The sequence below is a fragment of the Rhodopila sp. genome (genome assembly GCF_965276935.1).
Taxonomy (GTDB): Bacteria; Pseudomonadota; Alphaproteobacteria; order Acetobacterales; family Acetobacteraceae; genus Rhodopila.
The window spans coordinates 712,853-739,353 of sequence record NZ_CBDIBS010000002.1; the positions used below are offsets into that span (position 1 = coordinate 712,853).

The 26,501-nt window shown below is 65.5% G+C and carries 24 protein-coding genes, 1 tRNA gene and 1 pseudogene; 14 read left to right on the forward strand and 12 right to left on the reverse strand.

From position 1 onward, the window contains the following. Window positions 1-107: 107 nt before the first annotated feature. On the forward strand, window positions 108-881 hold the full coding sequence (locus ACQY4S_RS06340; RefSeq protein ID WP_428484343.1) for a HugZ family protein: 774 nt from the start codon (window positions 108-110) through the stop codon (window positions 879-881). 139 nt (window positions 882-1,020) lie between these two features. Here ACQY4S_RS06340 and ACQY4S_RS06345 read toward each other — a convergent pair whose 3' ends face one another. Genes ACQY4S_RS06345 through ACQY4S_RS06355 form a run of 3 tightly spaced genes read right to left on the reverse strand, consistent with a single transcriptional unit; the run spans window position 1,021 to window position 2,807 of the window. Further along, window positions 1,021-2,307 (reverse strand): flavin monoamine oxidase family protein, encoded by a 1,287-nt coding sequence (locus ACQY4S_RS06345; protein WP_428484344.1) that lies wholly within the window; start codon window positions 2,305-2,307, stop codon window positions 1,021-1,023. Between the two features lie 21 nt (window positions 2,308-2,328). Further along, window positions 2,329-2,625: a hypothetical protein gene (locus tag ACQY4S_RS06350; protein ID WP_428484345.1), complete on the reverse strand. Its 297-nt coding sequence runs from the start codon at window positions 2,623-2,625 to the stop codon at window positions 2,329-2,331. After that, entirely contained in the window at window positions 2,622-2,807 is a 186-nt protein-coding gene (locus ACQY4S_RS06355) for a hypothetical protein (protein WP_428484346.1), read from the reverse strand. Before ACQY4S_RS06355 ends, ACQY4S_RS06350 begins: the two co-directional genes overlap by 4 nt. A gap of 537 nt (window positions 2,808-3,344) precedes the next feature. On the opposite strand from ACQY4S_RS06355, the gene ACQY4S_RS06360 reads away from it, so the two are divergent. The 3 genes from ACQY4S_RS06360 to ACQY4S_RS06370 are packed head-to-tail and all read left to right on the forward strand — an operon-like array spanning window position 3,345 to window position 5,941. After that, complete coding sequence (locus ACQY4S_RS06360) at window positions 3,345-3,899, forward strand: MarR family winged helix-turn-helix transcriptional regulator (RefSeq protein WP_428484347.1); 555 nt, start codon at window positions 3,345-3,347, stop codon at window positions 3,897-3,899. 4 nt (window positions 3,900-3,903) lie between these two features. Beyond that, window positions 3,904-4,605: a response regulator gene (locus ACQY4S_RS06365; RefSeq protein ID WP_428484348.1), complete on the forward strand. Its 702-nt coding sequence runs from the start codon at window positions 3,904-3,906 to the stop codon at window positions 4,603-4,605. A gap of 49 nt (window positions 4,606-4,654) precedes the next feature. Next, window positions 4,655-5,941, forward strand: a complete 1,287-nt coding sequence (locus ACQY4S_RS06370) for an ATP-binding protein (RefSeq protein ID WP_428484645.1) — start codon at window positions 4,655-4,657, stop codon at window positions 5,939-5,941. Window positions 5,942-6,127: 186 nt separating this feature from the next. Here ACQY4S_RS06370 and ACQY4S_RS06375 read toward each other — a convergent pair whose 3' ends face one another. From ACQY4S_RS06375 to ACQY4S_RS06385, 3 genes are all read right to left on the reverse strand, one after another. Beyond that, entirely contained in the window at window positions 6,128-7,090 is a 963-nt protein-coding gene (locus ACQY4S_RS06375) for a complex I NDUFA9 subunit family protein (protein WP_428484349.1), read from the reverse strand. Between the two features lie 414 nt (window positions 7,091-7,504). After that, complete coding sequence (locus ACQY4S_RS06380) at window positions 7,505-8,149, reverse strand: hypothetical protein (RefSeq protein WP_428484350.1); 645 nt, start codon at window positions 8,147-8,149, stop codon at window positions 7,505-7,507. 12 nt (window positions 8,150-8,161) lie between these two features. Beyond that, window positions 8,162-8,581 (reverse strand): hypothetical protein, encoded by a 420-nt coding sequence (locus ACQY4S_RS06385; protein WP_428484351.1) that lies wholly within the window; start codon window positions 8,579-8,581, stop codon window positions 8,162-8,164. Window positions 8,582-8,895: 314 nt separating this feature from the next. On the opposite strand from ACQY4S_RS06385, the gene ACQY4S_RS06390 reads away from it, so the two are divergent. From ACQY4S_RS06390 to ACQY4S_RS06430, 9 genes are all read left to right on the forward strand, one after another. Then, window positions 8,896-8,982: transfer RNA gene (locus ACQY4S_RS06390), tRNA-Leu, on the forward strand. A 38-nt stretch (window positions 8,983-9,020) separates the two neighbouring features. Continuing rightward, the gene (locus tag ACQY4S_RS06395) at window positions 9,021-9,662 is read left to right on the forward strand and encodes a ribonuclease D (RefSeq protein ID WP_428484352.1); all 642 of its coding nucleotides are present in this window, start codon (window positions 9,021-9,023) and stop codon (window positions 9,660-9,662) included. Between the two features lie 405 nt (window positions 9,663-10,067). Then, complete coding sequence (locus ACQY4S_RS06400; RefSeq protein ID WP_428484646.1) at window positions 10,068-11,051, forward strand: KpsF/GutQ family sugar-phosphate isomerase; 984 nt, start codon at window positions 10,068-10,070, stop codon at window positions 11,049-11,051. Then, complete coding sequence (gene lptC / locus ACQY4S_RS06405) at window positions 11,048-11,737, forward strand: LPS export ABC transporter periplasmic protein LptC (protein WP_428484353.1); 690 nt, start codon at window positions 11,048-11,050, stop codon at window positions 11,735-11,737. The genes ACQY4S_RS06400 and lptC overlap by 4 nt, the downstream gene beginning before the upstream one ends. Further along, the gene (locus ACQY4S_RS06410; protein ID WP_428484354.1) at window positions 11,734-12,732 is read left to right on the forward strand and encodes an LptA/OstA family protein; all 999 of its coding nucleotides are present in this window, start codon (window positions 11,734-11,736) and stop codon (window positions 12,730-12,732) included. The genes lptC and ACQY4S_RS06410 overlap by 4 nt, the downstream gene beginning before the upstream one ends. Beyond that, entirely contained in the window at window positions 12,729-13,505 is a 777-nt protein-coding gene (gene lptB / locus ACQY4S_RS06415) for an LPS export ABC transporter ATP-binding protein (protein WP_428484355.1), read from the forward strand. The genes ACQY4S_RS06410 and lptB overlap by 4 nt, the downstream gene beginning before the upstream one ends. Window positions 13,506-13,626: 121 nt before the next feature. Continuing rightward, window positions 13,627-15,129 carry an RNA polymerase factor sigma-54 gene (rpoN, locus tag ACQY4S_RS06420; protein WP_428484356.1) on the forward strand — a complete coding sequence of 501 codons (1,503 nt, stop codon included), beginning with the start codon at window positions 13,627-13,629 and terminating at the stop codon, window positions 15,127-15,129. A gap of 127 nt (window positions 15,130-15,256) precedes the next feature. Then, the gene (gene hpf, locus ACQY4S_RS06425; protein WP_428484357.1) at window positions 15,257-15,859 is read left to right on the forward strand and encodes a ribosome hibernation-promoting factor, HPF/YfiA family; all 603 of its coding nucleotides are present in this window, start codon (window positions 15,257-15,259) and stop codon (window positions 15,857-15,859) included. Between the two features lie 114 nt (window positions 15,860-15,973). Next, window positions 15,974-16,828, forward strand: coding sequence for an isocitrate lyase/PEP mutase family protein (locus ACQY4S_RS06430; protein ID WP_428484358.1), 855 nt, complete (start codon window positions 15,974-15,976; stop codon window positions 16,826-16,828). A 120-nt stretch (window positions 16,829-16,948) separates the two neighbouring features. Here the strand turns inward: ACQY4S_RS06430 and ACQY4S_RS06435 are convergent, their stop codons facing one another. From ACQY4S_RS06435 to purB, 3 genes are all read right to left on the reverse strand, one after another. After that, a complete protein-coding gene (locus tag ACQY4S_RS06435) occupies window positions 16,949-18,007 on the reverse strand; it encodes an isocitrate/isopropylmalate dehydrogenase family protein (RefSeq protein WP_428484359.1) in 1,059 nt (352 codons plus the stop codon). A 296-nt stretch (window positions 18,008-18,303) separates the two neighbouring features. Further along, the gene (locus ACQY4S_RS06440; protein ID WP_428484360.1) at window positions 18,304-19,056 is read right to left on the reverse strand and encodes a creatininase family protein; all 753 of its coding nucleotides are present in this window, start codon (window positions 19,054-19,056) and stop codon (window positions 18,304-18,306) included. Between the two features lie 162 nt (window positions 19,057-19,218). After that, window positions 19,219-20,550: an adenylosuccinate lyase gene (gene purB / locus ACQY4S_RS06445; protein ID WP_428484361.1), complete on the reverse strand. Its 1,332-nt coding sequence runs from the start codon at window positions 20,548-20,550 to the stop codon at window positions 19,219-19,221. Between the two features lie 52 nt (window positions 20,551-20,602). On the opposite strand from purB, the gene ACQY4S_RS06450 reads away from it, so the two are divergent. Beyond that, entirely contained in the window at window positions 20,603-21,193 is a 591-nt protein-coding gene (locus ACQY4S_RS06450) for a YjbE family putative metal transport protein (protein WP_428484362.1), read from the forward strand. 145 nt (window positions 21,194-21,338) lie between these two features. On the opposite strand, the gene ACQY4S_RS06455 is transcribed toward ACQY4S_RS06450, so the two are convergent. From ACQY4S_RS06455 to ACQY4S_RS06465, 3 genes and pseudogenes are all read right to left on the reverse strand, one after another. Further along, window positions 21,339-24,764, reverse strand: coding sequence for a hypothetical protein (locus ACQY4S_RS06455; RefSeq protein ID WP_428484658.1), 3,426 nt, complete (start codon window positions 24,762-24,764; stop codon window positions 21,339-21,341). Window positions 24,765-24,782: 18 nt separating this feature from the next. After that, window positions 24,783-25,289 (reverse strand): annotated as a pseudogene (locus ACQY4S_RS06460) (lysozyme inhibitor LprI family protein); the annotation flags it as partial. Window positions 25,290-25,465: 176 nt separating this feature from the next. Beyond that, complete coding sequence (locus tag ACQY4S_RS06465) at window positions 25,466-26,500, reverse strand: amino acid ABC transporter substrate-binding protein (protein ID WP_428484363.1); 1,035 nt, start codon at window positions 26,498-26,500, stop codon at window positions 25,466-25,468. Window position 26,501 lies beyond the last annotated feature (1 nt).

The following is a 26,501-nucleotide window of genomic DNA, read 5'->3' on the forward strand; positions in this document are numbered from 1 at the left end:
GTGTTCCTTGTGGCTTCGAGCGGCGGCCAATGTATCACAGTGGATGAGTATGGCGGATGAGTGTCGCGGACGATTGTGGCGCATTGCCGACGAGGAGTGAACGGATCATGGCATCTACGGGAAGCGAGGCTGCGGGGAACGAGGGTGGGGGGAACGAGGGTGAGGGGAACAAGGCTGCGGCTTATGACCCGGTAAGGTTGGCCCGCTGTCTGCTGCGCGGCGCGCGCGTCGGGACGCTGGCAACGACGGCGAAGGGGCAGCCGTTCGCTTCCCTGGTAACGCCGGCCTGCATGCCGGACCTGTCGATTCTGCTGCTGCTCTCCAGCCTGTCAGAGCATACGCGGCACCTGATGGCCGATCCACGCTGCTCCGTGCTGATGGCGGGAACGGCGGAAACCGCCAATCCACAGACCGCACCGCGACTGACGGTAACCGGGTTGGCGGAGCGGGTGGAGGATACGGCGCTGAAGGCGCGTTTCCTCGCGGTGCATCCCTATGCAAGCTTGTATGCCGATTTTGGCGATTTCTCGACATGGCGGGTGAAGCCGGTGGCAGGTCTGTTCGTCGGCGGCTTCGCCCGGGCACATCGGCTGGGCGCGGCGGCGCTGATGCCGGATGCGGATGCGGTTGCGGCGATCGCCGCGGCGGAAGCGGAGATCGTTGCGCACTGCAACGGCGACCATGCGGACGCGATGGGCCTGCTTGCCGGCTCGACCGGGGATTGGCGGATGGTCACCGCGGATGTTGACGGCTTTGATCTGGCACAGGGGGAGACGGTGCTGCGGGTTGCCTGGTCGGCTCCGGTGCGGGATGCGGGGGATGTGCGGCGGGAGCTGATCCGTCTGGCCCGGGCGGCGCGGGGTGGGCGGACATCCGTGTGACCGGAGACCTTGCCCTCGGCTTCGTTTCCGAAATTGGCTGCCAGTCATCCTCGGAAAGCGCTCATACGAGATGATCGTCTGGCATACTGATACGAGAACCGATGTTGCCGCTGCGGACGCTGCCCGCGATCTTTTGCTGTTACGCCTGCATCGTCTCCGCTGCTGCCTGCGCGGCCTTCTGCCCGCTGATCCAGGCGCCGGCCAGCGTCCCGCCGAAGCCGACATGGCAAGCTTCCCCCGCGAACATCAGGTGCCCGTCCGCCACCGGTTCGGCCAGCGCATCGCGCGCCAGTGCCGCACCCGGCGTCGCGTAGCAATAAGCCCCGCGAACCCACGGATCGCTGTCCCAGCGGGTCACCAGGCTGGCGCCGCCGGCGAACAGCCGGTCGACCCGGCCGCCGAACAGCGCACGCAGGTAGCCGAGGGCAAAGTCAACGGCGGCTGCCTCGCCCTGGCGCGCCAGTTCCCAGGCCACCGACCCGCCAATCCAGCCCTGCACGTAGTCGCGTCCGAACGGCCAGCACTGGAATGGCATCAGAGGATCGCCGGATCGCGGCAGGATCCGGTCAACCGAGCAATGCGACGGCAGGTCCAGACGGTCCGGTCCGGCGGCGCGCAGGGCGACCTTCATTGCCAGACCCATTGGCAGGCTGGCCACCGCCTCGGTTACCCGGGCTGGCAGCGGTGGATCGAACCGCACCGTGCCGGAGGCCAGCACACCGGTTGACACCGTGACGATGCAGGCGCCGGCGGTCAGCGCGCCGCGATCGGTTTCGACCGTCACCTGTCCACCAGGCCCGCCCCAACGCACCATCCGTACCGCTGTTTGCAGCCGGATATCCAGGCCGTCGGTCAGCCGGCGCCGCACGAAAGCGCCGATGCCGCCGTCGGGTACCAGGTTGCTGCCGTTCAGCGCGTTGCGCCGCCAGTCCAGCGTGCTGAACGTGCCGGCATCGGCGGCGCAGATCACCGGTCCCTCCCACGCCTCGATCGTCGCGGCCCAGGGATCGTTCGGCAGCCGCCGCGCCACCGCCGCCAGCGGGGCATCGCCCTCGGCCGCCAGGATCTGATCTGCCGCCGCCTCGAAACGCGGCCAGGCATCGGCGTACTCCGCCAGTTCCGCCGCCGTCGCCAGCCGGCCTTGCATGAACGTCCGCTCCTGGCGGATCTGGTCGGAGCGCAGCAGGCAATCCCCGGCCGCGTTGGCGATCGGCACGAGTGGATTATGCTCCGCGGCATGCAGCCAGATCGCGCCCATGTCGAACCACACGCCGCCGAGTTGCGGCGGATAGGCGGTCCAGGCGCGCCCGCCGCCCCGATCGGAAGCCTCCAGCACGACAGCCCGGCAGCCGCGCGCACGCAACGCCGTCGCGGCGCCGAGACCAGCCACACCGGCGCCGATGATCACCACGTCGGTGTCGGTCAAGCAGCCTCTCCTGTAACGCGGTCATGCGGTGACGCGGGTGATTCCCTGGGGCGGTTGAAACACAAGGCGGTTGTAATCCTTCATCAACGTCTCGGTGATCGCGGCCGGGGCAAGCCGATATGACCCAATTTCCCGCGCGGCGGTGACCTCGGCCGCCGTGCGGGCAACAAAGGCTTCGGTCGCTCCGCTGAATTCATCCGGTTCGAGCCGCCGCTCGAGCGCCGTCATCCGATTGCGGCGCGCCAGGCTGATCACGCTGCGCCGTGTGATCGGGTCCAGGAACCCGTCAGGAGTCGGTATATGCAGTGAGCCTTTCATGACGAGGAAGATATTGGCCTGATGGTCTCCGCCGCCAGCCCCCGCCAGTCCAGCATCAGCGCGTCGGCATGAACCTCCTGCTCCGCCTGCATCCTGGCCATCGAGCCGATCGTGTACAGTCCGGATGCCTTCGCCGCGTTCGGCGCGGTTTCCGCCGACGCCGCTTCTACGCCGCCTGTCAAGGCGGATGACCTGTTTCCGCATCGGGCATCTTCACGCCGGCGAAGTAGCTGGGTCAGGGCCAGGCGGCGATCGACAGGTGCGTGCGGCTGCCGCGGCCAAGACCGCGCGCGGTTCCGGGCCACGCCAGGCGATCGGACATGGCTGTCAGTCAGCCCGCTGGCCTGCGGCCTGACGACGCAGGCGGCATTGATCTGAGCTTAGGTATAGGAAATCTCAAAGCCCAGGATGCGGCCGGCGTTGATCAGGCGCCTGGTATGATCGCGCAGCCGGAAAATGGTGCCCGCATAGGCGTGTTCGCCTTCCAACACAGCACTGGCATAGTGCAGCCCATGCGATAAAACATGCGGTCTGGCATCAAGCCAGGGGATCAGGGCGCCATCGAGTCAAATCCAGCCGTCACAGTCGTCGAAAGGAACTAACGTCATGGAAGGCACCTGCATACTTTTCTTGCGTGCAATGGGCAAGCCCAAGGTGCAAATTGCTGATAGGGCAATGTTCCTGCCTTACTTCATTCATCATCCGGCTCAACATCAGCCATGCTGAGAGCTCGGCCCGGCCGGTCTGAATCGAAGCGCGACCGCTTCGTGGCGCCGCCGAAGCTGCCGCCGCCGACGCCGCCGCTCGACCTGGGCGAAGCCGAGATGCGGCTGGCGCAGGACCTGCTGTTCTTCGCCTACCGCGATTTCACCGACGTCGCGGACAAGGTCCTCGAGGAGCTGGGGCTGGGGCGAGCGCATCATCGGACGTTGCATTTCATCGGCCGCAACCCTGGGCTGACGGTCTCCGCCCTGCTGGCGATCCTGCGCATCACCAAGCAGTCCCTGGCGCGCGTGCTGAACCTGCTGCTGGATCAAGGCTATGTCAGCCAGGCGCCCGGCTTCGAGGACCGCCGGCTGCGCCTGCTGACCCTGACCGACAAGGGCCAGATGCTGGAACGCCGACTGTTCGCCTGCCAGTGCGCGGTGGTCAGCGAGGCCTATCGTCAAGCCGGCCCGCAGGCGGTCGAAGGATTTCGCGCGGTGCTGCGCGCCATGATGGACAAGGGCGCCCGCGCCTACTTGGATGGAACCGGATCGGCCGAGGACGCGTGATGCGATGGCGGAAGACTGGCACATCCTGGTTGTCGAGGACGATCCCCGCCTGCGGGAACGGCTGGCCCGCTATCTCGCCAGCGAGGGCTTTCGCGTCACCGCCGCGGCGGATGCCGTTGATGCCCGTGCGAAACTGCGTGCGATCAACCCGGACCTGATGGTGCTGGACGTGATGATGCCAGGCGAAAGCGGCCTGGATCTGGTCCAGTCACTGCGGTCCGGTTCGGCGCCCGACCTGCCCGTGCTGCTGCTGACCGCGCGCGGCGCGCCAGAGGACAGGATCGCCGGGTTCGAGGCCGGTGCCGACGACTATCTGGGAAAACCGTTCGAACCACGCGAGCTGGTGCTGCGCATCCGGGCGCTGCTGCGCCGCGCGCCGCCTCCGCCGCCGATCGAAGCACCATCCGGACCGCTGCGGATCGGCATCGCCGAATTTGACATCGAACGCGGGGAACTGCGCGACGCGAATGGTCCGATCCGCCTGACCGGAGGCGAAGCGGCGCTGCTGACCGCACTCGCACGCAAGCCGAACGAGGTCTTGTCGCGGGAGGAGATCGCCGAGGCGCTGGGCATGGACGACTCGGGCGAACGCGCCGTCGATGTGCAGGTGGTCCGGCTGCGCCGCAAGATCGAGGCCGATCCGCGGGAGCCGCGGTTCCTGCACACCGTGCGCGGCCGCGGCTACATCCTGAAGCCGGGCGCCTGACTTGCGCACCCGCATCCGGCTGCCATTCGGCCGCACCATAAAGCGGCTGATGCCGCAGTCCCTGCTGGGGCGGACATTGCTGATCATGCTGGTGCCGCTGGTGCTGGTGCAGGCGGTCGCCCTGCAGATCTTCTACGGCAGCCATCTCAATCTCGTCTCGCGGCGGTTGTCCGGCGCCATCGCCGGAGAGATCGCCTACACCGTCGATCTGATGCGCAAGTTCCATTCGCCGGCTGATCGCGAATGGGCGTTGCAGATGGCGCGCGAGCAGTTCGTCCTGGGCATGACGCTGGAACCAGGCGCCGTGCTGGAACCGCAGAGGCGGGAGGACGTGCTGGGCCCGATGGATGACGACCTGGCGGCGGCGCTCGAGGAAAAGTTCCAGGTGCCCTATACCTTGGACTGGACCTTCGACCGCCAGTCCGTGCTGATCCGCTTGCAGCTTCCCGACGGCGTGCTGGATGTGAAGGCGCCAAGGAAGCGCCTGGCCACCGGCACCTTGTTCCTGTTCGTCGGCTGGCTGGTCGGGTCGGCGCTGTTCCTGTTCATCATCGCGGCGCTGTTCATGCGCAATCAGGTGCGCGCGATCCGCCGCCTCGCCCGTTCGGCTGAGGCGTTCGGCATGGGACGGGACGTGCCGCCGATCCGCCCGGAGGGTGCGGCCGAGGTCCGTCAGGCGGCCGTCGCCTTCAACCGCATGCAGGAACGTATCCGTCGCTTCCTGGCGCAGCGGATCGAGATGCTGGCCGGCGTCTCGCACGACCTGCGCACGCCGCTGACCCGGCTGCGCCTCGCCTTGGCGATGCTGCCGCGGACCGAGGAGTTGCGGCAGGACGTGGCCGAGATGACCGCCGACGTGGAAGAGATGGACCGGATGATCGCCGGCTACCTGGCTTTCGCCAGGGGCGAGCGAACCGAGCAGGCGCAACCGGTCAATCTATCCGCACTGCTGGACGAAATCGCGGCCGGTGCGAGGCGAGCCGGAGCCCTGCTGGCGCTGGACGTGCCGGCGGGCCTGACCGTGAAGCTGCGCTCCGATGCGGTGCGGCGGGCGGTCACCAACCTAGTGGACAACGCCCGCCGCCATGCCCGTCATGTGGCGTTGGCGGCGGTGGCGCAGGGACGCTCGGTGCTGGTCACCGTCGATGATGACGGGCCTGGAATTCCAGCCGATCGACGCGAAAGCGTGTTTCGCCCGTTCGAGAGCAATTCCACCGGTGGGACCGGCCTCGGGCTGACCATCGCGCGAGACATCGTGCGCGCGCATGGCGGCGAAATCGTGCTGGAGGAAAGCCCGCTGGGCGGCCTGCGCGCGCGCATCCGTCTGCCGGTATGAACGCTCGCCTGTGGACACCCGTCACCCCTGTCGCGTGCCACGCACGCACCACGCGCGTCCGCTACGGCGCGACAAGCATGCTGTTACTACGAAAGCCAGACAGCAGGAAACTGCCCGAGCCGCCCTGCAAGCAGCACCTACGAGCGCTGTCTTGCGCATGGGAGAAGCCAAACGGTCAAGGCCGACTCAGCTACGTTCCGGCAGAGGCACCACGGGACGTCGGCCGCCGCCTGGCTGAAAACGACTGAGATAGGTCGGTACGATCAGTTCCACCGGTGTCGCCACGATCCCCAGGTCTGCCAGGCCAGGTGCGCCAGGAGCCACCACGTTGTCGTGCGACAGCATCACGAGCTGATCCGGCGTCAGCGGCTTGTTCGGCAGATACTGCATCACTGCGGCCTGCATCCGGGCAACACCCATGGGGATGTCCAGCAGCGGCCGGTCTCGTCGGGTCTGCTTCAGAATGAAGGCCAGGATCTCCCGGAAGGTGTACACCTGCGGGCCACCAAGCTCATACAGCTTCCCGGCGGCTGCCGGAAGGGTCAGTCCGGCGACAACCGCATCCGCCACGTCACCAACGTACACCGGCTGCATTTTCGTGTTCCCGGAGATCACCGGCATGACCGGCATGATCCGCGACATCTGGCCGAACCGGTTGAAGAACTGGTCCTCGGGGCCGAACACCAGGGACGGCCGCAGGATGGTGGCGGCGGGAAAGGCAGCACGGACAGCCGCTTCGGCCAGGCCCTTGCTGGCGCCATACCGGCTGGTGCTGGCTGGATCCGCCCCAATGGCCGAAATGTGCACAAGGCGGTTCACGCCGCAGGCGGCGGACTGCACGGCGATGCGTTCAGCCCCTTGGGTATGGATTGCCTGGAAGCTCGCGGCTTTGCCTTCCGCCAGTATCCCGACCAGATTGACGACGACGTCGGCTGCCTCGACTGCGCGATGCACCGTCGCCTCCCGCGCCACCGAGGCGAACAGCGGGACGATCTGACCGACGGCGCCCATTGGCTTGAGGAACAGCGCGGCTTCCGGATCACGCACCGCGACGCGCACGACATAACCAAGATGGGCCAGCCGCTTGACCACGTAGCGGCCGATGAAGCCCGATCCGCCGAACACCGTCGCAACCTTGCGTGTCGCCATGATTACCTGCCCTTTAGAGCGTGATCGCCTGAGGCTGACCCAGTCAGAAGGCGTGAATCACGCGATCAAACAATGCGTTAAAGCGCGATTCGTAGGTCAACCTAAACCAATCGCGCTTTAACGCACTGGCCTGATAGGACGCAAACCAGCCCGTCTCAAGCCGCCATGACGCGGCAGGCGGGTCGGCGGGTCGTCATTGAAAGGCTGTTGATGCCCCAGGCGGTGGTGCTGGCGATCAATCCTTGCCGAACGCCAGACCATGAACATCGAGCCTCCGATGCTCATGCACCGGAGGCTCCGTCCACCAGAACTTAAAACGCGACTGGTTTAGGTTGACCTAGAAATCGCGCTTTAACTCGTTGTTGATCGCATGATTAACGCCTTCTGACTGGGTCAGCCTCAGGCGATCACGCGCTAAAGCCGGCGGCCAGGATCCGTTCCAGGGACATAGCTGCCGTCCGCGCCAGGCCCAGGAACTTCCCGTTCGGCGTCCGCCGAGTAATCGCCCGCCGAACCGGCGGCGGCCGGGTTGAAGCCGCTCCAGTCCGAGCCATAGGAAGCCCGCCGCTGTTGCCAGTCCACGGGTCCCTGACGTCCCATGACCTCTTCAACACGCGTGGCATCGGTGTCGTTGACCCGAACGGTGACTAGCGAGCCACCGCCCTTCACGCCCTGGGCGTAGACATTGGCCTCATCCGAGCTGACGCCGGCACCGGTAAGGGCGCCCACCAGTCCGCCGGAGGCGGCGCCGATGCCGGCCCCGGTCAGGGTCGCGATCAGCCAGCCAGCGGCAACGACTGGACCAACGCCTGGAATTGCCAGGGCGCCAATCCCTGCCAGCAGGCCGACGCCGCCACCGACCGCGGTGCCGAGGACGGCACCCGTCCCACCGGCTGTGCCGGTATGCGTATCGGATGTCCCGGCCGAACGGCCGCGCGCCTCGGCGTTCGCAACCAGGCTGATGTCGCCATGTGGGATGCCGGCCGCCTCCAGGTTGGTTACCACTGTCTGCGCGTCTTGATAGTCATCATACATATGAGCGATGGTACGTTGTGCCATTGTGCTTGCTCCTTAATGCGTTTCGCCGACGTTGCCCTTGTAATCCAGCCACACGCCCGTTTCAGCGCCGCTCTTTTGCGCCTTGCCGTGCCACACGCCGTTGCTGTCCTTGCTGAGGTCGTTGACGTTCGAGAAGCCTTGCTTCTCGATGCGGGTCTTGGCCTGCGCCATGGTGAAGCTGTTGGATCCGCTGGCCGGCCGGGATGCATTGGCGTTGGTCGTGGCTACGGCCTGATTGTCATTCCCCGACGCCGCCGCGTTCCCCGCCGCACTTCCCTGGGAGCCCTGTGCGAGGCAGGCTCCGCTGGTCAGCATCGCCGCGGCGGCGATCCCGAGAACTAAAGGTTTCATTCTGGTCTCCTGAAGGTTGCTTTTGGACCGAAAGCAAGAGGCTGCTTCGTTCACGCTGACGTGAGAACTGTTCACGCGCATGGACCAAGGTTCGCCCGATCAACTGTCGCCGCGTGTGCCTGAGGCCGTTCCAGGATCGGATGCATGGCGTCCCGCTTTCGTCCGCTCTAACGACGGCAACCGTCGTTCGGTTGCCAGCGATGCGGAACGACCTCCGGCAGGTCATTGCCAGCACCCGCGAAGATGATGGTTTCGGCCCATGACCTACCCGGGGCCAGCAGGCTGGCGGCAAGAAATCCGCCCCGAACCCCATGCGAGTTGTTGACGCCGGATCGGACGGGGGCTAAATCGCGCGCCCTATCGACGCGCTTCGGCGCTCGATAGCCCCCATCATCGCCCAGGTGGCGGAATTGGTAGACGCGCAGGTTTCAGGTACCTGTGGCCGTAAGGTCGTGGAAGTTCGAGTCTTCTCCTGGGCACCAGGTTTTTTGGCAACACCTATTTGAGCATTACCCAGTTCATGCCGAATGCCACCCTCCACCTGCACCGGGATGACCTTCCGGACGTCGTGACGCTGGGGCCGGTGGTGGCGGTGGATACCGAGACGATGGGTCTCAATCCCCATCGCGACCGGCTGTGTCTGGTGCAGTTGTCCGGCGGCGACGGGCATGCCCATATGGTGCAACTGGTGCCGTCTCACCTGGGCGGCCGTGGCTTCGACTGCCCTAACCTGAAGCGGCTGATGGCCGATCCGACGGTGGTCAAGCTGATGCACTTCGCGCGGTTCGACGTGGCTGTCCTGCAGCACAGCCTGGATATCACCGTCAGTCCGGTAAAATGCACCAAGATCGCGGCGAAGCTGATCCGAACCTTCACCGAGCGGCACGGGCTGAAGGACCTGTGCAAGGAACTGCTGGGTGTGGAGCTGTCCAAGCAGCAGCAAAGTTCCGACTGGGGCGCCGTGGAGCTGACCTCGGAGCAACTCGCCTACGCCGCATCGGACGTGCTGTACCTGCATGCCTTGTGGGCAAAGCTGGAAACGCTGCTGATCCGGGAGAACCGGCTGGAGATCGCCGAAGCCTGCTTCGGGTTCCTGCCGACCCGTGGCCGGCTGGATCTGCTGGGCTATGAGCAGCCGGACATTTTCGCCCACCAGGCATGACCCTACCGAGGCTGGCCGCCTTTTACATGTCACCTTCGCATGTCGACTTGAAAGCCACGGATGCCGATCCGGCGGCACGCCGAACGCACACCGGGCAGAGGTTCACGACGGATGCCCTCCGCTATTGGTCGCCCTGCGACAACGGTCAAGCCTGCTGTTGGCATGGCAGACCGGGCAGTGACCACGGTATGATGCGCCATATTTAACGTTTTAAATGTTGAGCGCGGCAACCCTCGACCTTTACCTATGAGTTCAGCCTGTTAACCCGCCGGGACATGGTTTGCTGTAACGCTTCGATAAGGTCACGTGGTTGACCTTCAAGCCCGCACCGGCCCATAGACTTTGGCTGGCAATTCCGAAGAAGAATCGATCTTGAGCCAACGTGTCGTCCAGCCGCTACCAGATGTGTCCGGGCAGAACTTCCGGGTTGCCGCCGATCTGCGGGTGGCCCGCGATGTTCTGAACACCGAGGCAGCCGGCCTGTTGTCGCTGGCCGCCAGCCTTGGCGCGCCGTTCGGCCAGGCGATCGGGCGTCTGGCGACCGCGACTGGACGGCTGGTGGTCTCCGGCATGGGCAAATCCGGCCATATCGGCCGCAAGATCGCCGCCACGCTCGCCTCCACCGGGACCCCTGCCCTGTTCGTGCACCCAGCCGAGGCCTCGCACGGGGATCTGGGCATGATCGTGGCCGGCGACGCAGTGCTGGCGCTGTCCAATTCCGGCGAGACCACGGAACTGGCTGATCTGGTCGCGCATGCCCGCCGCTTCGCCCTGCCGCTGGTGGCGATCACCGCCCGGCCCGACTCGGCGTTGGCGCGCGCCGCCGATGTCGCGCTGATCCTGCCCAGGGCCGCCGAGGCCTGCCCGATGGGCCTGGCGCCGACCACCTCGAGCACCATGCAGCTCGCGCTCGGCGACGCGATCGCGGTCGCGTTGCTGACGCGCCGTGGCTTCACCGCCGCCGACTTCCGTCAGATCCACCCAGGCGGGCGCCTCGGTGCAAGGCTTCGCCGTGTGCGGGAGCTGATGCATGCCGGAGAGGCGATGCCGCTGGCCGAACCCGCCATGCCGATGTCCGCCGCGCTGGTGCTGATGACGGAAAAGCGCTTCGGCTGTCTTGGCGTGACCGGCGCCGACGGCGTGCTTCTCGGCATCATCACCGATGGTGATCTGCGGCGCGCGATGGGGCCTGACCTGTTGTCCCGCCAGGTGGGGGATATCATGACACTGCTGCCCCGCACGATCGGCCCTGATGCGCTCGCGGTGGAAGCGCTGCATGTGATGAATGCGCATGAGCGACCGGTCACCACGCTGTTCGTGGTCGATGCGGCGGTCCGCCCGCTGGGCATCCTGCACGTGCACGATCTGCTGCGGGCCGGCCTGGCATGAGCGCGCGCCTGATGACGCGCGCCGAGACAGCGCCGGAGCGCCACACCGGCGCCTATCTGATCCCGTCGGAAACCGGCCGCGCACGGCACATCCCGACGCCCAACCGGATCGCCCGCCGGCGGCTTGTGATCACCTTGACGAAGTGGCTCTTGCCGCTCACGGCGCTCGGCCTGCTGGCATCGATCGCATTATGGCCGGAGCTTGACGTGGCGACCGGGAAGACGCGCTTTTCCATCGGACATCTGTCCGGCAAGCTGGATGGCGGCCGTCTGCTTGATGCCCGCTACAACGGTGTGGACGAAAAACGCCGGCCCTACACCATCACCGCGGCGACGGCGCGTCAGGCTGACGCCGAGCGGGTGGCGCTGACCACGCCGAAGGGTGACATCACGCTGGAGAACGGCACCTGGCTGATGCTGTCAGCACAGGCAGGCACCTACGTGCAGCATCTGAACCAGCTTGATCTGGTGCACGACGTCACGCTTTACCGCGACGACGGCACGACGATGCATACCGCCGCCGCGTCGATCGACCTGAAGGCAGGTGCCGCCGCGGGCTCCGACCCGGTGCATGTCGAAGGTCCGTTCGGCGTGCTGGACGCGCGGGGCTTCACGATCCTGGATAAAGGTACTGCCATCGAGTTCACTGGTCCGGCACATGTCGTGCTGAACGGAACCAATCATTGAACCCCGCGCACGGCTTTGCCGCCGCGTTGCTGCTTGGCCTGTCGATGACCGGGACACAAGCTCATGCTCAACAGCTTGACCTTACCCGAGGCGGCCCGATCGACATCACCGCGCGCGACGGGATCGAGTGGCGCCAGGTGGATCAGCAGGTGATCGCCCGCGGCGACGCCGTCGCGGTCCGCGGCAACGTCACCGTCACCGGGGACCAACTTATTGCCTGGTATCGCAAGAAGCCTGCCGCTGGCGCGCAACCAGTGTCGCAGCCGGCAGTCAGCCTTGATTCCGACGCCTCGACCGCGGGCAACGAGATCTATCGTCTGCAAGCCGAGGGGCACGTGCGGATCTTTACGCAGACCGATGAGGCGCTGGGCGACAAGGCGACCTATGACCTGGATCAGGCGGTCATGGTGATGACCGGCCGGCACCTGAAGCTGACCACGCCGAACGATGTGATAACCGCGCGGGACGACCTGGAGTACTGGCCGCAGAAGCACATGGCGGTGGCGCGCGGCGATGCCGTCGTGGTCACCAACGATGCCAGACGGGTCGCGGCCGATACGCTGGTTGCCTACACGCAGGCGGCGGTGCCGGCCACCGGAGGAACCCAGGCGGCGGTGAACCAAGCGGCGGTGAAGACGACGGACGACCCGTTGGCCGCTTCCGGCAAGCTGGAGCGGGTGGAGGCTTTCGGCCACGTCTCTGTCCGCACCACAACCGATACCGTGACCGGCGATCGAGGCGTCTACGTGCCGGATAGCGGGATGGCGCGCCTTGGCGGCAATGTCCAGATCACCAGGGGCCAGAACCAGTTGAACGGCGCCGAGGCCGACGTCAACATGAAGACCGGCATCGCCAAGCTGATCGCCTCGAACGCCGGCCGCGTACACGGGCTTGTCCTGCCGAACGACCAGAGCAGCAAATCCCTGGCGAGCGATCCGACAGCCAAACCGAATGGCAAGCCGGGGCCGACGGCTCCGGCCGGACGGAAGCCATGAACGTCATGCGTCATGCCCGCATCGTGCCGGAACTGAAGGTCGTGCGTGGTGGCGGTGGGCTGACCGCGACCGCTGTGGGCAAGACCTACAAGAGCCGGCCCGTCGTGCGCAACGTGTCCATTACGCTGCGCCGAGGCGAGGCGGTGGGATTGCTGGGCCCGAATGGCGCCGGCAAGACCACGACCTTTTACATGATTGTCGGCTTGGTAAGGCCTGATACCGGGGCGATCAGCCTGGATGGGGCCGACATCACCAGGCTGCCGATGTATCGGCGCGCCCGCCTGGGCATCGGCTATCTGCCGCAGGAAGCCAGCGTGTTCCGCGGCCTGAACGTCGAGCAGAACATCATGGCGGCGCTTGAGGTGGTGGAGCCGGACACGGCTACCCGCGACATGATGCTGGACGAGCTGCTGGCCGAATTCGGCATCAGCCACCTGCGCCGCACGCCTGCCCTGGCGCTATCGGGCGGCGAGCGCCGCCGGGTGGAGATTGCCCGTGCGCTGGCCACCCAGCCATCATACATCCTGCTGGACGAGCCGTTGGCCGGTATTGATCCGATCGCCGTCGGAGAGATCCGCGACCTGGTGAAGCACCTGAAGGATCGCGGCATCGGCGTGCTGATCACTGACCACAATGTCCGCGAGACGCTGGATATCATCGATCGTGCCTACATCATGCATGACGGACGGGTGCTGATGGAGGGGGCGCCACACGAGGTTGTGGCTCACGAGGACGTGAGAAGAGTGTATCTAGGCGAGAAATTCAGTCTCTGAGTCCCGGCATTGGTGTCAGCACAAGCCTGCTGGCACGCGGTAGCATGAATTTTGCATCTTAATTCGCTCTGAACCTCCAAAATGATTGACCCGCCTGACAAGCGTCGATATTCGACTTGGCATGGCGATTGCTCCCCGTCTCGACCTACGCCAGAGCCAGACACTGGTCATGACGCCACAGTTGCGTCAGGCCATCAAACTGTTGCAGTTCTCTAACATCGAAGTCGCCTCCTTCGTCGAGGAGGAACTGGAACGCAACCCGCTGCTGGAGCGGGACGAGACGACAGACCGGCCGTTGGGTGAGCGGGCGGCGGTGGACCAGATCGAGCCGCGGCAGTCCGCGCCGCAGGATACCGCCGATGCGGCCCGGGCGGATAACCTGCCGGCCGATGCTGCCTCGCCGCTGGATGCCGATCATGCGGAGACATATGATCCGGGCGGTCCTGGGGATGGCGTGGCGCTGGTTGGCCAGATGAACGGCGGCGGCGGCAGCCACAGCTTTGAAGGCGACGACCGCGGGATTGACGATTTCGCCGACCGGGTGCCGCCGCTGCGAGAGCATCTCGGCGAGCAGTTGCGGCTGAGCATCGACGACCCGGTGGAGCGCATGATTGGCGCGCACCTGATCGCGTTGCTGTGCCCCGCCGGACGGCTGACCGCCGATCCGGCGGCGATTGCCGCGGCGATGGGCCTGCCGCTGCAGCGGGTCGAGGCGGTGCGGGCGCGGCTGATGCGGTTCGATCCGGTCGGCCTGTTCGCCCGTGACCTGCGAGAATGCCTGGCGGTCCAGCTCGCTGAGCGGAACCGGCTCGACCCGGCGATGCAGACGCTGCTGGATAACCTGGAGCTGATGGCGAAGCGTGACAACCGCCGGCTGATGGCGCTGTGTGGTGTCGATGCGGAAGACCTGATGGAGATGATGGCCGAGATCCGCGCGCTGGATCCGAAGCCGGCCGCGACCTATGACACCGCTCCGGCACCGATGGTGGTGCCGGATCTGCTGATGCACCAGTTGCCGGATGCAAGCTGGATCATCGAGCTGAACCCCGAGACAATGCCCCGCGTGCTGGTCAACGAGCGGTTCTATGCCAAGGTCGCGCCGCGCGCGCGCAAGAACGACAAGGTGTTCCTGACGGAACGGCTGGCCAACGCCAACTGGCTGGTGCGGTCCTTGCAGCAGCGTGCCCAGACGATTTTGAAGGTGGCGGCGGAAATCATCCGCCAGCAGGACGGATTCCTGCGGCTTGGCGTGGCGTTCCTGCGGCCGCTGATCCTGCGTGACATCGCCGAAGCGGTCGAATTGCATGAAAGCACCGTCAGCCGGGTTACCGCGAACAAGTATATCGCGACTCCGCGCGGGACTTATGAACTCAAGTATTTCTTCACCACCGCCATCCAGGGAACGGATGGCGGGGATGCGCACAGCGCGGAGGCGGTGCGGCATCGCATCCGCGGCCTGATCGACCTGGAACCGGCGGCGGATATCCTTTCCGACGATGCGATCGTTACCATTCTGCGGCGTGAAGGTGTTGATATCGCCCGCAGAACGGTCGCCAAGTACCGGGAGGCGCTGCGCATCCCGAATTCCGTCCAGCGGCGGCGGGAGAAAGCCGTGCCGGCCTAAGCGCGTAATAATCCGCAGTGGACATTACCGGGGCGCACGTGCCCAAATCGCGAGCGCGCGGCCGACGCATGGGGACGCACTGCTGAAACCCTCCCGCGCCGCCCGCTGAACCGCTTGGGAGAGAAGCATGCAGATCACGGTTTCCGGCAAGCAAGTCGATCTGTCGGACGCACTGCGCACGCGCGTTTCCACGCAGTTGGAGACGATTGCGGGAAAATACTTCGATCATGCGCTGGAGGCCCACGTCACGTTCAGCCGAGCGCGAAGTTTTTTTGCCTGCGATATCAATGTGCATGCCGGCCGCGGACTGCAACTGCGTGGCGAAGGCGAGGCGGCGGAAGCCAATGCCGCGTTCGACGACGCGGCGGAGCATATCGCCAAGCGGCTGCGGCGATATCGCCGCCGGGTAAACGGTCATGCCCGTGACCTGGCGCATCGCGCCAATCCCGAGGCCGCAAGGCAGTTCATCCTGAAGGAGCATGGCGTCAACGCGGATGTCGCCGAAGCGGAAGGCCGTAATCTCGCGGAAGCTTACGCCACCGTGATCGCGGAGACCCAGACAGAGATCACGACCCTGTCGGTAGGCGAGGCGGTGATGCGGATGGACTTGGCCGACCAGGTGGTGATGATGTTCCGCAACAGCGCATCCGGGGTGCTGAACGTGGTCTACCGCCGAGCTGATGGACATATCGGATGGATTGATCCCGGACCTCAGAGCGTGATCGCCTGAGGCTGACCCAGTCGGAAGGCGAGAATCGCGTGATCAGACAACGAGTTAAAGCGCGACTTCTGGATCAACCGAAACCAATCGCGCTTTAGTCCGGCGTGGCAGAGGGGAAAACACATGCGTCCGCAAGCCGCCGCGATGAAAGCGTTACTGGACCAGCCTGGTCTGCAGGTGGTTCCCGGCTGTGGCGACGGCCTGGGCGCCCGTTTGGTCGAGGAGGCGGGATTCAGGATCGGGTTCGCCTCGGGGTCGTCGATTTCAGCCATGCGGCTGGCGATGCCGGACATGGACTTGCTGTCGTTTCCGGAAATGCGGGATGCGGTCGAGACGATCATCACCGCCGCGCCGAAGGTGCTTTGGCTGGGCGACGGGGATACCGGCTACGGCAATGCGATCAGCGTGCAGAAGACGATCCACGGCTACGCCCGGGCCGGCGTCGCGGCGGTGCTGATCGAGGACAAGGCGTGGCCCCGGCCGCTCGGCCATAAGGGTGCCAAGCTGGTCGTCGACCGTGCCGAGGCCCGCCAACGCTGCCGAGCGGCGGTGGAGGCAGCCAAGGCGGAAGGCGTGCTGCTGCTGGCGCGGACCGATGCAAGCGGCTCCCGCGGGTTCGAGGAGGCGTTGGCAAGGATTCAGGATTTTGTCGCCGAGGGAGCGGATATCCTGTTTCTGGATTCGCCGATGTCGGAAGCGGAAATGCGGGCTTCGGTCGAGGCCTGTCAGGGCAGGCCGGCGGTCGCGGTGACCAATCCGGCCGGCAAGCACTTCAAGCCGGCGGATGATGAACTGGCACGCATCGGGATCAAGCTGGTGATCTACCCGCAGGAGATGCTGGCGGCGACGGTGCTGGCGGTCCGTACCGCGTTGGCTGGCCTGAAGACCGGACAGCGCGCGGCCCTGGCGAGCGCGTCCGAGTTGGCGACGGCGCTGCGCTCAGCCGAATATCTGGCCTCTGACGCGCGTCTGGCCTGAGCAAGGAACCGGTTGCCTACAGCGTGATCGCCTGATGCCGACTTAGTCGGAAGGCATGAATCACGCGATCAAACAACAAATTAAAGCCTGACTTCTGGGTCAACCTAAACCAATCGTGCTTTAGCCGACTGAACTGATCCGCTGCACGATGGCCCGGGCAAAGTCGCCGGTGGAGGCGGTGCCACCCAGGTCGCTAGTGCGGGTGTTGTCCTGGTTCAGCACCGTATCGATCGCCTGGCGCAGATGCCTCGCATGGGTGGTCAGACCGACATGATCCAGCATCAGGCCGGCGGCGAGCAGCAGTGCTGTTGGATTGGCGATGCCCTTGCCGGCGATGTCCGGCGCCGACCCGTGCACCGCCTCGAAGATCGCGGCCTGGTCGCCGATATTGGCGCCCGGCGCCGCGCCCAGGCCGCCCACGAGGCCGGCGATCAGGTCCGACAGGATGTCGCCGAACAGGTTGGTGGTGACGATCACGTCGAACTGCCAGGGGTTCAGCACAAGCTGCATGGCGCAGGCGTCGACGATCCGCTCGTCGCACGCGATCCGGCCTTCATACTCCTTGGCGATCTGCTGGCCGGACTCCAGGAAAACCCCGGTCAGCGCTTTCAGCACATTGGCCTTGTGTACCAGGGTGACTTTCTTGCGGCCCAGCTTCAAGGCATGCTCGAAGGCATAGCGGACGATGCGGCGGGAGCCATCACGGGTGTTGACGCCGGATGAGATCGCCACGGCGTGCGGGTCGTCGCCGATCGGAATGTAGTGCTCGAACGCGACATACAGGCCTTCCAGGTTCTCGCGCACCAGGATCAGGTCGATGTTGTCGAAGCGGCCGCCGGGGACCAGGGTGTGGGCAGGCCGCAGGTTGGCATACAGGTGAAATTCCTCCCGCAGGCGGACATTGACCGAGCGGAAGCCGCCGCCGACCGGAGTGGTCAGCGGGCCTTTCAACGCCAGCTTGTTGCGGCGGATGCTGTCCAGTGTGGCTTGCGGCAGGGGATCGCCACCGGCGGCGATGCCGGCCATGCCGCCTTGTTGCAGATCCCAGTCGAACGGTGCACCGAGGGCGTTCAGCACCTGGATGACGGCGTCAACGATCTCGGGGCCGATGCCGTCGCCTGGGATCAAGGTGGCGGGGATCTTGTTGCTGCCGTGGGTCGGCGTGGCTTGAAGGCTCATGGCATTCTGGTCTTTTCGGTGCGATGGCAGCGGGGCGTGTAGCCGCATCATACAGATGTCGGACGCGGTGTTGATACGGGGAAGCGAGCTGTGTGGCCCTGATCTGGCGGAAATGCCTTACAGCCGGCCAGGGGACCGGCGCGCTTGAGGCGGTGGCACGGAAACATCGCTGTTTCCGCATGCCCGCTGTGCCACGTGCTGGATGCCCCTGTTCCACGTGCTGGGCCAGGCCGGCGCGTTAAGAACTTCGCCGCGGCGGCTCGGCCGCCCGTCCCGAGTCGATGGAGCAGGCCTGCTTACGCGTTTTCACCTACAAAGCTCGTATAGCTCTTCACCAGTTCGGGCACGGATGTCTCGTAGAACCGCTTGCCCTTCTCTGGCGTCGCGAGGCTTGGATTGGATCCGATCCGGCCATCGGGAAAGCGCCGCCGGTAATCCGCCGGCCCGTGGAACCGCCCGGATGGCGCCCGGGGCGGGTCCATCTGGGCCTGCTTGATGGTCTCCGGCAGGGCGAACTGCGTGAGCGCGACCTCGCTGGCGGTGGCGTGACTGCCTTCGTCATCGCCGAACACCTCCTTCGACAACACCGACATCGCCTTGCCGTCCCACCAGTTGGCCAGCCGGCAGCGCAGTTCATCGTCCCGGCGAAGGCCCACGGCGCCTTCGAACTCGGCGTAGATCTCGGCGAACGCCGCCTGGCAAGTGGCGATGTTGCCGCCGTGTCCATTGATGAAGAAGAACCGGCGGAAGCCATGCCTGGCGAGCGACAGCACATAGTCGTGCATGATCGCGATCAGGGTCGAGGGCCGTACGGTCATCGATCCCGCGAAGCCCATGTGGTGCACGGCGATGCCAACGCCGATCGTCGGGCCGACCAGGGCATCAGCGGCTTCGCCGACGCCGCGGGCGATGACCTCGGCGCAGATCGCATCGGTGCCGATCAGGCCGTTCGGGCCGTGCTGCTCGGTCGAGCCGATCGGCAGGATGATGCCTTTGGACCGGGTCAGATAGGTCTCGATTTCCTGCCAGGTCTGGTGTTGCAGCAGCATGGGAGTCTCCTGGATGCTTAGCGGCTCGCGTCACGCCGCATGCGCCGCGCCGTCCTGGCCGCCGATGATCATGGGCCGTTTCCAGTCTCTCGACCAGCCGTCACGCACGATGCGGCGGATAGCAGTTTGCCGTAAGCGGGAAATGCTCATTCGATCGCACGATTAACCAAACACCCGTTCAAAGATCCGATCCACCGACCGCAGGTGCAGCGCCGGGTCCATTGCTGCGTCCAATTCCGCGGGGCGCACCCGCGCCGCCACATCAGGATCGGCGTCCAGGTTGGCCCGGAACGAGCGTCCGTCCAACGTGCCCAAGCGAGTCCACGTCGCCATCGCGCAGCCTTGCACGATCCGATAGGCGTCCTCCCGCGAGATCCCCGCCTTGGTCAGGGCCAGCAGCACCTCCCCCGAGTGCACCACGCCACCCAGGCTTTCCAGGTTCGCCAGCATCCGATCTGGATACACCAGCAGCTTCTGCGTCATGCCCGCCAGCCGCATCAGCGCGAAATCCAGCGTCACCGTGGCATCCGGTCCGATGGCACGCTCGACCGAGGAATGGCTGATATCGCGTTCATGCCACAGCGTCACGTTCTCCAACGCCGGCACCACGGTGGCGCGGACGATGCGCGCCAGGCCGCACAGGTTCTCACTGAGCACCGGGTTGCGCTTGTGCGGCATCGCTGAGGACCCCTTTTGGCCGGGATGGAAGAATTCCTCCGCCTCCCGCACCTCGGAGCGTTGCAGGTGGCGGACTTCGGTGGCCAGCCGCTCGATGCCGCTGGCGATGATGCCCAGGGTGCAGAAGAACGCGGCATGGCGGTCGCGGGGGATGATCTGGGTGGAGACCGGCTCCACGCGCAGCCCCAGCGCCTCGGCCACGAACGCCTCGACGCTGGGGTCCAGGTGCGCGAAGGTGCCGACGGCGCCGCTGATGGCGGTAACCGCGACCTCCGTCCGCGCCGCGATCAGGCGGTCCCGGTCGCGGGCAAATTCGGCGTAGTGGCCGGCCAGTTTCAGGCCGAAGGTGGTAGGTTCGGCATGGATGCCGTGACTGCGACCGATGGTCAGGGTGTATTTGTGTTCCAGTGCGCGGGCCTTCAGCGCGGCCAGCACGGCATCGATGTCGGCCAGCAGCAGGTCCGCCGCCTGCGTCAACTGCACCGACAGGCAGGTGTCCAGCACGTCGGAGCTGGTCATGCCCTGGTGCACGAAGCGGCTGTCCGGGCCGATCGCCTCGGCCAGCCAGGTCAGGAAAGCGATCACGTCGTGGCGGGTCTCCCGCTCGATCGCGTCGATCCGCTCGATGTCGGCGGCATTCATCGCGGCAAGTTTTGGGGCGCCTTTTTCCCGGATGGTCCGCGCGGCGGACTCCGGGATCGCGCCGATGCGGGCCATGCCTTCGGCGGCCAGCGCCTCGACCTCGAACCAGATGCGGTAGCGGTTCTCGGGTGCCCAGATGGCGGTCATCTCGGGACGGGCGTATCGCGGGAGCATCGCTGTCTTGTCCGGTGCCGGTGAAAGCGCCAGCTAGACCGGCGTATCGCGGATGGCAAGCATGGACTGGACGACGGACCTGGCCGCACTGGCCCAGGTCGTGATGATCGACGTGGCGCTGGCGGGGGACAATGCCGTCGTGGTCGGGATGGCGGTGGCGGGACTGCCGGCACAGCGGAAGCGGCTGGCGATCCTGCTGGGGATCGGCGGCGCCACGGTGATCCGCATCGCTTTGGGCGCGGTGGCGCTGCGGCTTCTGGCGATTATCGGCCTGTTGCTGGCCGGCGGCGTCCTGCTGCTGTGGGTCTGCTGGCGGATGTACCGCGAACTGCGGCATTCACGCCGCGCCGCCGGCGCCCGTCAGGTGAAGACCCTGCGGCAGGCGATGCTGCAGATCATTCTGGCGGACCTGTCCATGAGCCTCGACAACGTGCTGGCGGTCGCCGGCGCGGCGCATGGCAGCACCTGGGTGCTGGCCGCCGGTCTGTTGCTGTCCGTGGCGCTGATGGGCCTGGCCGCCGACCTGATCGCCAGGCTGTTGGAGCGGCAGCGCTGGATCGCCTGGATCGGGCTGATCATCGTGCTGTATGTCGCGCTGACGATGATCTGGCACGGCGGGCATCAGGTGGTGGGAAGGCTTTAATTTAGCGGCGTGCGGAACCACGAGCCGCGCAACGGAAACCGTTATTCACAAAGGTCTTCGGCACGCAGATCTCCAGCGTGATGCAGTGCCACGCGCTGCAAGCGTTCCCGGCGTTTGTCCGGAAGGGCCCGCCGCGCAATTTATTCTAGTACTTGATTTCGGCCCCGCCAGTTAGAGGTGCGGCCATCCAGCGCGCCTTCAGGCGGGCGAGCAGCGCCGGGTCGAAGAGCCGGGTGGTAAACCGCTGCAAGGGGCGGCCGTCGGCCATTGACTCCGACCCTGCTACGGACGACGTAATCGTCGGCCCGCAGGAGTCGTAGCGCTCGCGTGGTTCGTTTCCGCCCGGCGGACGAGGGACTATGTTCTGCTGCACGCTGGCATCCGGCCGATGTGGCAGCGCCTGCCCATTCTCGATCCAGTCCAGGTTGCGCCCAGGTCCGCCGGCAAGGCATGGCAGGCGATCGCCGTCGCCCCAGGCCGGCGCTCCTGGCGAAGAAAGCTGGACATCTGGTTGCCCATATTTGTCAGTCAGCCCGCGGAGTATGCGGTCTGACACACCGTCACCGACATAGAGCGTGCGTGTTACCGCGATAACTTTGTCGGGTTGCGGGGACGGCGAATCGTAGAGCGCGATCTCCTCGCTGAAGTAGGACGTTGCCCGGTCGCTCGCGACGAACAATTTGCCATGCAGTTCCGGTGCGGAGCCAGCAGGAGGCGGAGCCGTCTCAAGCACGCGTGTCACATTCATATGCCCGCGGACAAGCGCCTCCGCATCGGCAAGGGGCATGCCGATCCGAATGCCGAGAATGTCCGGACCATAAGGTCCGGCGGATAGGCGCTGCTCCGGGTCCGGGCCGGCCCGCCGCACCGGCGGTGTTACCGTAACACCGCCGACAGCCGGCCGCGATGTTGCCAGTGGCGAGCTGACCGCCGGAGTAACCGGTTCAGCCGGGGCGATCGCCGGTGGCCACGGCACTTCGGGAAACGAAGTTGACGCGAGAAGTTTTCCGGAAGAACGCAAAGTAGCTTCCACCGGCTGTAGCTTCACAAGAAGCGCATGCGCTGATGTCGCCGGCTCAAGCGCGATCTCCTCAAATCCGACAACCCGGACATTGGCGCCGAGTGTCGGAAGGGTGGGGTTGGGCTGGCCAGCTTGTTCGCCCGACGGCATGATCGCAGGCGCATCGAGCACATAGTCGCGCCATGGCCGCGGAACCGCCAGGAGAACCGCCAGTGACTGGCCGCTTTGAGTCTGTCGTCCCGCAGTCGCCGCCCCGGCGGGTGCCACGGGATAGCTGAGCGTGACGGGCAGCAATTGCTCCGCGGAAATGCCGCGATCGGCCAACGCTTTTGCCCAGTGCCCGTAGTTTTCCGGCTGAGAACCGAGCCAGCTGCTTCCGGTTTGACGGTCCAGCACGTGTATTTGCCGCGGCAAACTGCTGAAAGATGTGTCCTGCCGCAATTCTAATGTGTCCGGCATCGCGGCAGCACGTTTTACGGTCCACTCGCGATACTGTTCCACCTCGGCCGCAGGCAGGTCAGTGCCGAACTGGCCAAGACCGCCTGTGAAGAACACACCCCAGGAGTCCTTCTGCGCCCATCCCGGGTCGTTGCGAAAGTAGGATTCGGCGCTTAGACGATTCCGCGCCAAGGTCGCCCAGTCCGGTCGCGGTATAGCGGAACTGCCCATTCGCTCCGCGAGCAGAACCGGTGTTTCGCTGTTGATGGCCACAGCCCCGGCCGGGCGGGGTGCTTCCGCGAGCTTGGTGCCTTCAATGGCCGTTGGAAACAGGAGCGTCGGGCCGTAGCGGTAAAGAACCTGGCTTTGGCTCGAGTCATCGTAGAGGGTTGCGTCGGCGGCCGTCATCCGCCAGGCACGGTCATTCCATAACCCACTTACCTCGGATTGTGCCCAGGTCCGCGGATAAGCGGCCAGTTGTCGTAAGCCGGTCAGCGTGACTGGAACGGACAGCACGGCGCTATAATCGGCCATGGGACCGCCGATCGACCGCTTGAGTGGCCGCTCCGCGACAAAGTGACGTGCTTCGGCCTCCGTTGCTGGCCAGAACTGTGGATAGGCGAACGGCAAGGACGTGCCGAACAAGTTCGGTGAACCTCGATTTGGCGCCGCAACCTTGAAGCCAAGGCGGATCGGGTCCCAGGGATCGAAGCGCACCTTCGATTGCACCAGAAGCGCGAGCGGCAAGTGCGGCGCCTGCGCCAGTATCGACGGCAGATCAACGTTGCGAAACGTCGCAACCGCGTCGCGCAGCGCAAACTCCTGTCCCGGCGCAGCGATGCTGCCGGGGTTCTGGCAGCCTTGCCCGAACAAAACCTGTCGACGTTGCGGAGAGAGCAACTCGCAACCGATCAGGCGCATTGAAGGGTCAGGGATCGATGCTAGCTCTCCAGGGTCAGCCGCAAGACCTGCTGCGATCAAGGCACGGGACATACTATCGCGCTGCGCACGAGAGAGGTCGCCGCTGCCATCCTGTTGAAAAACGCTGAACTGGAGGATGTCCGCATTCATTTGGAGAAGCAGCATGCCGTCAACTGTCCGCAAATCCCATCTCCGGGCGGCATCGCGAGCATTGGTCAGGGCAGTGGCATCGGCCGCTGCACTTGTCACCGGATTCTCAGGGGGGAAAGCAGCCGCGGCGGTCGTATCCTGACGGGCCAGGGCCTGCTGAAGGACATGCTCCAGCTTTGGATCATCATAGATCGTCGCGGCAGCGGATTGGATCGTCCACACGGCGCCCTGGGGCAGCCCGGTGGCTGGATTGACAGGGGCCGAGGTTTGCAGATTGACCACGTTAGTGATCACTGCCGGCACCCCGAGATAAACCGTCAGGGGACGCCGTTTTCCCCGTCGCGTCTCGAAGGCGATCGCGTCCTGTTCTGAAACGGGCCAGCGGGTCGGCAAGTGCAAATCGAGTGAGGTGCCGAGGACCTGCGAAGTTCCGTCAACCGAGAACGGCGTATGGACTGCGTATGAATGGCTGGCGCGATCATACTCATCGAGTGTGGCCTCCAGCCGCAGCAACAGTGCGAAGGGCGGACGCGGGGCCGACCGCAGCAGATCCGGGAGTGCCTTGGCACGCCACGCCGATGCGCCCGTGCTGATCAGCGCCTCCACGGCCAATTGGGGCGTGCCCCAAAGCGATTGACAGACATCGTGCTCGTTGAACAGTGGGCTCTGGCCGTAGAGCGAGGCTGTGGTCGTACGATCAAGCAGCAAGCAGGCCAGTTCGGTTGCACGCCGATCGGAAACGTCCTTTGTGGGATCAGGCAAAACCGCGACGCCCATCGCTGCGACCGCGCGCGGCCAGGCCGGGAATTCGGTTGCTAGGGTTGGCGGCGTTGGTATGTCGAGAACCGGAAGCCCCTGAGCGGTCGGGAGCTTCCAGTTCCGAATGCCAGTTTGGGCGTTGGTGAGCGCCGCCGGATCAAGTATGCGGTCGGCATCGGAGCGGGGGCGCCCGGCCGGGACTTCAACAGTGTTCGTGCCGGTCAATGTCGCTGGGCTGCCGTGCTCCAACTCGTCCAGATGCGTCGTCAGCGCTTGACGCAAGCAGGGAACATCGGCACCGCATGTGTTGCGTCGCACGGTCCAGGAGCGTTGATCTTGTAACAGGGCAGTCGCCGCTTCGGGCGTGGCCGTGGCACGCGCTTGCAGGTACGCACGGTTGATGTCTCGGTCGAGCGCGGCTAGCTGTGCGTCGTGGCAGATCGCTTGTTCGGCTGCGATCGAAGCGCGTCTGCAATCGAAGCTTGGCGTCTTGCTCGCTAACCGTGTCGCGGCGGGTGCAGTCTTCGGTTCTCCTGCGGCCAACGGTCGGCCGACCTGGGGCGCAGACGGGGAAGGCGCGTCGTGTCGCGCAGGCGGCGAGGCGGGGTAAGTCTGCTGTGCGGGCGGCGCGTAGCCCGGTAATGGACGCCCATTCAGGGGCGGCAGGTTTTGGAGAAATCCGCGCAACTGATCGAGTTGGGCGGAAGCGCCGGTCGGCAGAAGGAGAATTGCCAGAGTGGCTGCCCAAACGCGAAGGCCCGTGCTGCTCGTGGAGCTGTTAGCATCGCAAGCATGTGGCAGCATCATGAAAGACCTCGACCACCGTTGTCTGATCGAACTGACGAGCACTTTTCAATGCGTACACGTATCAGTTCATACACATCCTCGTGCTATCGTGCGATTGCCGCGGGCTGCGTCCATCCACAAATACGCGAGCGCAGCAGATTGTCCGCACCAGTCTGGAGATTAACAGGCGCAAATCCCTACCGAAGCTGCGGCGCGAACTGCAGCCCGCCCTTGGTCCACAACGCATTGCGGCCACGATCGAGCCCCAACGGCGTGATGTCGCGCTCCCACAGCTCGCCATAGTTGCCGACCTGCCGGATGATGTTCGCGGCCCAGCCGTCATCCAGGCTCATTGAGCGCCCGAGATTGCTCTCCATCCCCAACAGCCGCCGGATGTCGGGAACCTTGGTGTCCTTGAAGCTATCGACATTGTGGCTGTTCACGCCCAGCGATTCGGCGACCACGGTGGCGAAATGCGTCCAGCGCACGATGTCGAACCACTTGTCGTCGCCCTTTCGCACCATCGCCCCGCTGGGGCCCACGCCGATCGGCTCCGGCAGGATGGTCAGTTCGCCCGCGCGGGCGCCCTGCATGAACCGAAATCCGGCGAGCTGCGAGCTGTCGCTGGTATAGGCGTCGCAACGGCCGGACAGGAACGCCTGGCGGATTTCGCTCAGGCTGCCGATCAGCACCGGTGTGTAGGTAATGCTCGTCGCCCGCGCCCAATCCGCCAGATCGAGTTCCGTGGTCGTCCCCGGCAGCACGCAGATGCTGGCGCCACCCAACTGCTTGACGGATTTCACGCCGGACGCGGTCTTGACGATGATGCTGGTGCCGTCCCAGAAATTCACCCCGGCGAACTCCAGCCCCAGGCTGGTCTCCCGCGTCAGCGACCAGCCGGTGTTGCGCACCAGGACATCGACTTCGCCGGATTGCAGCGCGGTGAAACGGGTCTGCGCCGTCAGCGCCACCCATTTCACCTTGTTCGCGTCCCCCAGCGTGGCCGCCGCCACCGCTCGGCAATAATCCGCATCCAGCCCGCGCATGACACCGGTGCTGTCCAGCATCGAGAAGCCGGGGATTTCGCCGCCGGTGCCGCACAGCAACTGCCCGCGCGCGCGGACCGCGTCCAGCGTCGGCGAACCGCTGCCCTGGGCGAACCCGAAAGAGCCACTGGCAAGCAGCGCGAGCAGAGCGATAATCAAAGCGTGGACGGATGCCGCACGACGCATC

What these genes read in the sequence shown, in the direction of transcription:
- ACQY4S_RS06340 (WP_428484343.1), top strand. Translation starts at nt 108, where the DNA reads ATGGCATCTACGGGAAGCGAGGCTGCGGGGAACGAGGGTGGGGGGAAC.
- ACQY4S_RS06430 (WP_428484358.1), top strand. Translation starts at nt 15,974, where the DNA reads ATGCGTCCGCAAGCCGCCGCGATGAAAGCGTTACTGGACCAGCCTGGT.
- purB (WP_428484361.1), bottom strand. Translation starts at nt 20,550, where the DNA reads ATGCTCCCGCGATACGCCCGTCCCGAGATGACCGCCATCTGGGCACCC.
- lptC (WP_428484353.1), top strand. Translation starts at nt 11,048, where the DNA reads ATGAGCGCGCGCCTGATGACGCGCGCCGAGACAGCGCCGGAGCGCCAC.
- ACQY4S_RS06350 (WP_428484345.1), bottom strand. Translation starts at nt 2,625, where the DNA reads ATGAAAGGCTCACTGCATATACCGACTCCTGACGGGTTCCTGGACCCG.
- ACQY4S_RS06370 (WP_428484645.1), top strand. Translation starts at nt 4,655, where the DNA reads ATGCCGCAGTCCCTGCTGGGGCGGACATTGCTGATCATGCTGGTGCCG.
- ACQY4S_RS06435 (WP_428484359.1), bottom strand. Translation starts at nt 18,007, where the DNA reads ATGAGCCTTCAAGCCACGCCGACCCACGGCAGCAACAAGATCCCCGCC.
- hpf (WP_428484357.1), top strand. Translation starts at nt 15,257, where the DNA reads ATGCAGATCACGGTTTCCGGCAAGCAAGTCGATCTGTCGGACGCACTG.
- rpoN (WP_428484356.1), top strand. Translation starts at nt 13,627, where the DNA reads ATGGCGATTGCTCCCCGTCTCGACCTACGCCAGAGCCAGACACTGGTC.
- ACQY4S_RS06360 (WP_428484347.1), top strand. Translation starts at nt 3,345, where the DNA reads ATGCTGAGAGCTCGGCCCGGCCGGTCTGAATCGAAGCGCGACCGCTTC.
- lptB (WP_428484355.1), top strand. Translation starts at nt 12,729, where the DNA reads ATGAACGTCATGCGTCATGCCCGCATCGTGCCGGAACTGAAGGTCGTG.
- ACQY4S_RS06365 (WP_428484348.1), top strand. Translation starts at nt 3,904, where the DNA reads ATGGCGGAAGACTGGCACATCCTGGTTGTCGAGGACGATCCCCGCCTG.
- ACQY4S_RS06375 (WP_428484349.1), bottom strand. Translation starts at nt 7,090, where the DNA reads ATGGCGACACGCAAGGTTGCGACGGTGTTCGGCGGATCGGGCTTCATC.
- ACQY4S_RS06465 (WP_428484363.1), bottom strand. Translation starts at nt 26,500, where the DNA reads ATGCGTCGTGCGGCATCCGTCCACGCTTTGATTATCGCTCTGCTCGCG.
- ACQY4S_RS06380 (WP_428484350.1), bottom strand. Translation starts at nt 8,149, where the DNA reads ATGGCACAACGTACCATCGCTCATATGTATGATGACTATCAAGACGCG.
- ACQY4S_RS06395 (WP_428484352.1), top strand. Translation starts at nt 9,021, where the DNA reads ATGCCGAATGCCACCCTCCACCTGCACCGGGATGACCTTCCGGACGTC.
- ACQY4S_RS06450 (WP_428484362.1), top strand. Translation starts at nt 20,603, where the DNA reads ATGGCAAGCATGGACTGGACGACGGACCTGGCCGCACTGGCCCAGGTC.
- ACQY4S_RS06440 (WP_428484360.1), bottom strand. Translation starts at nt 19,056, where the DNA reads ATGCTGCTGCAACACCAGACCTGGCAGGAAATCGAGACCTATCTGACC.
- ACQY4S_RS06385 (WP_428484351.1), bottom strand. Translation starts at nt 8,581, where the DNA reads ATGCGCGTGAACAGTTCTCACGTCAGCGTGAACGAAGCAGCCTCTTGC.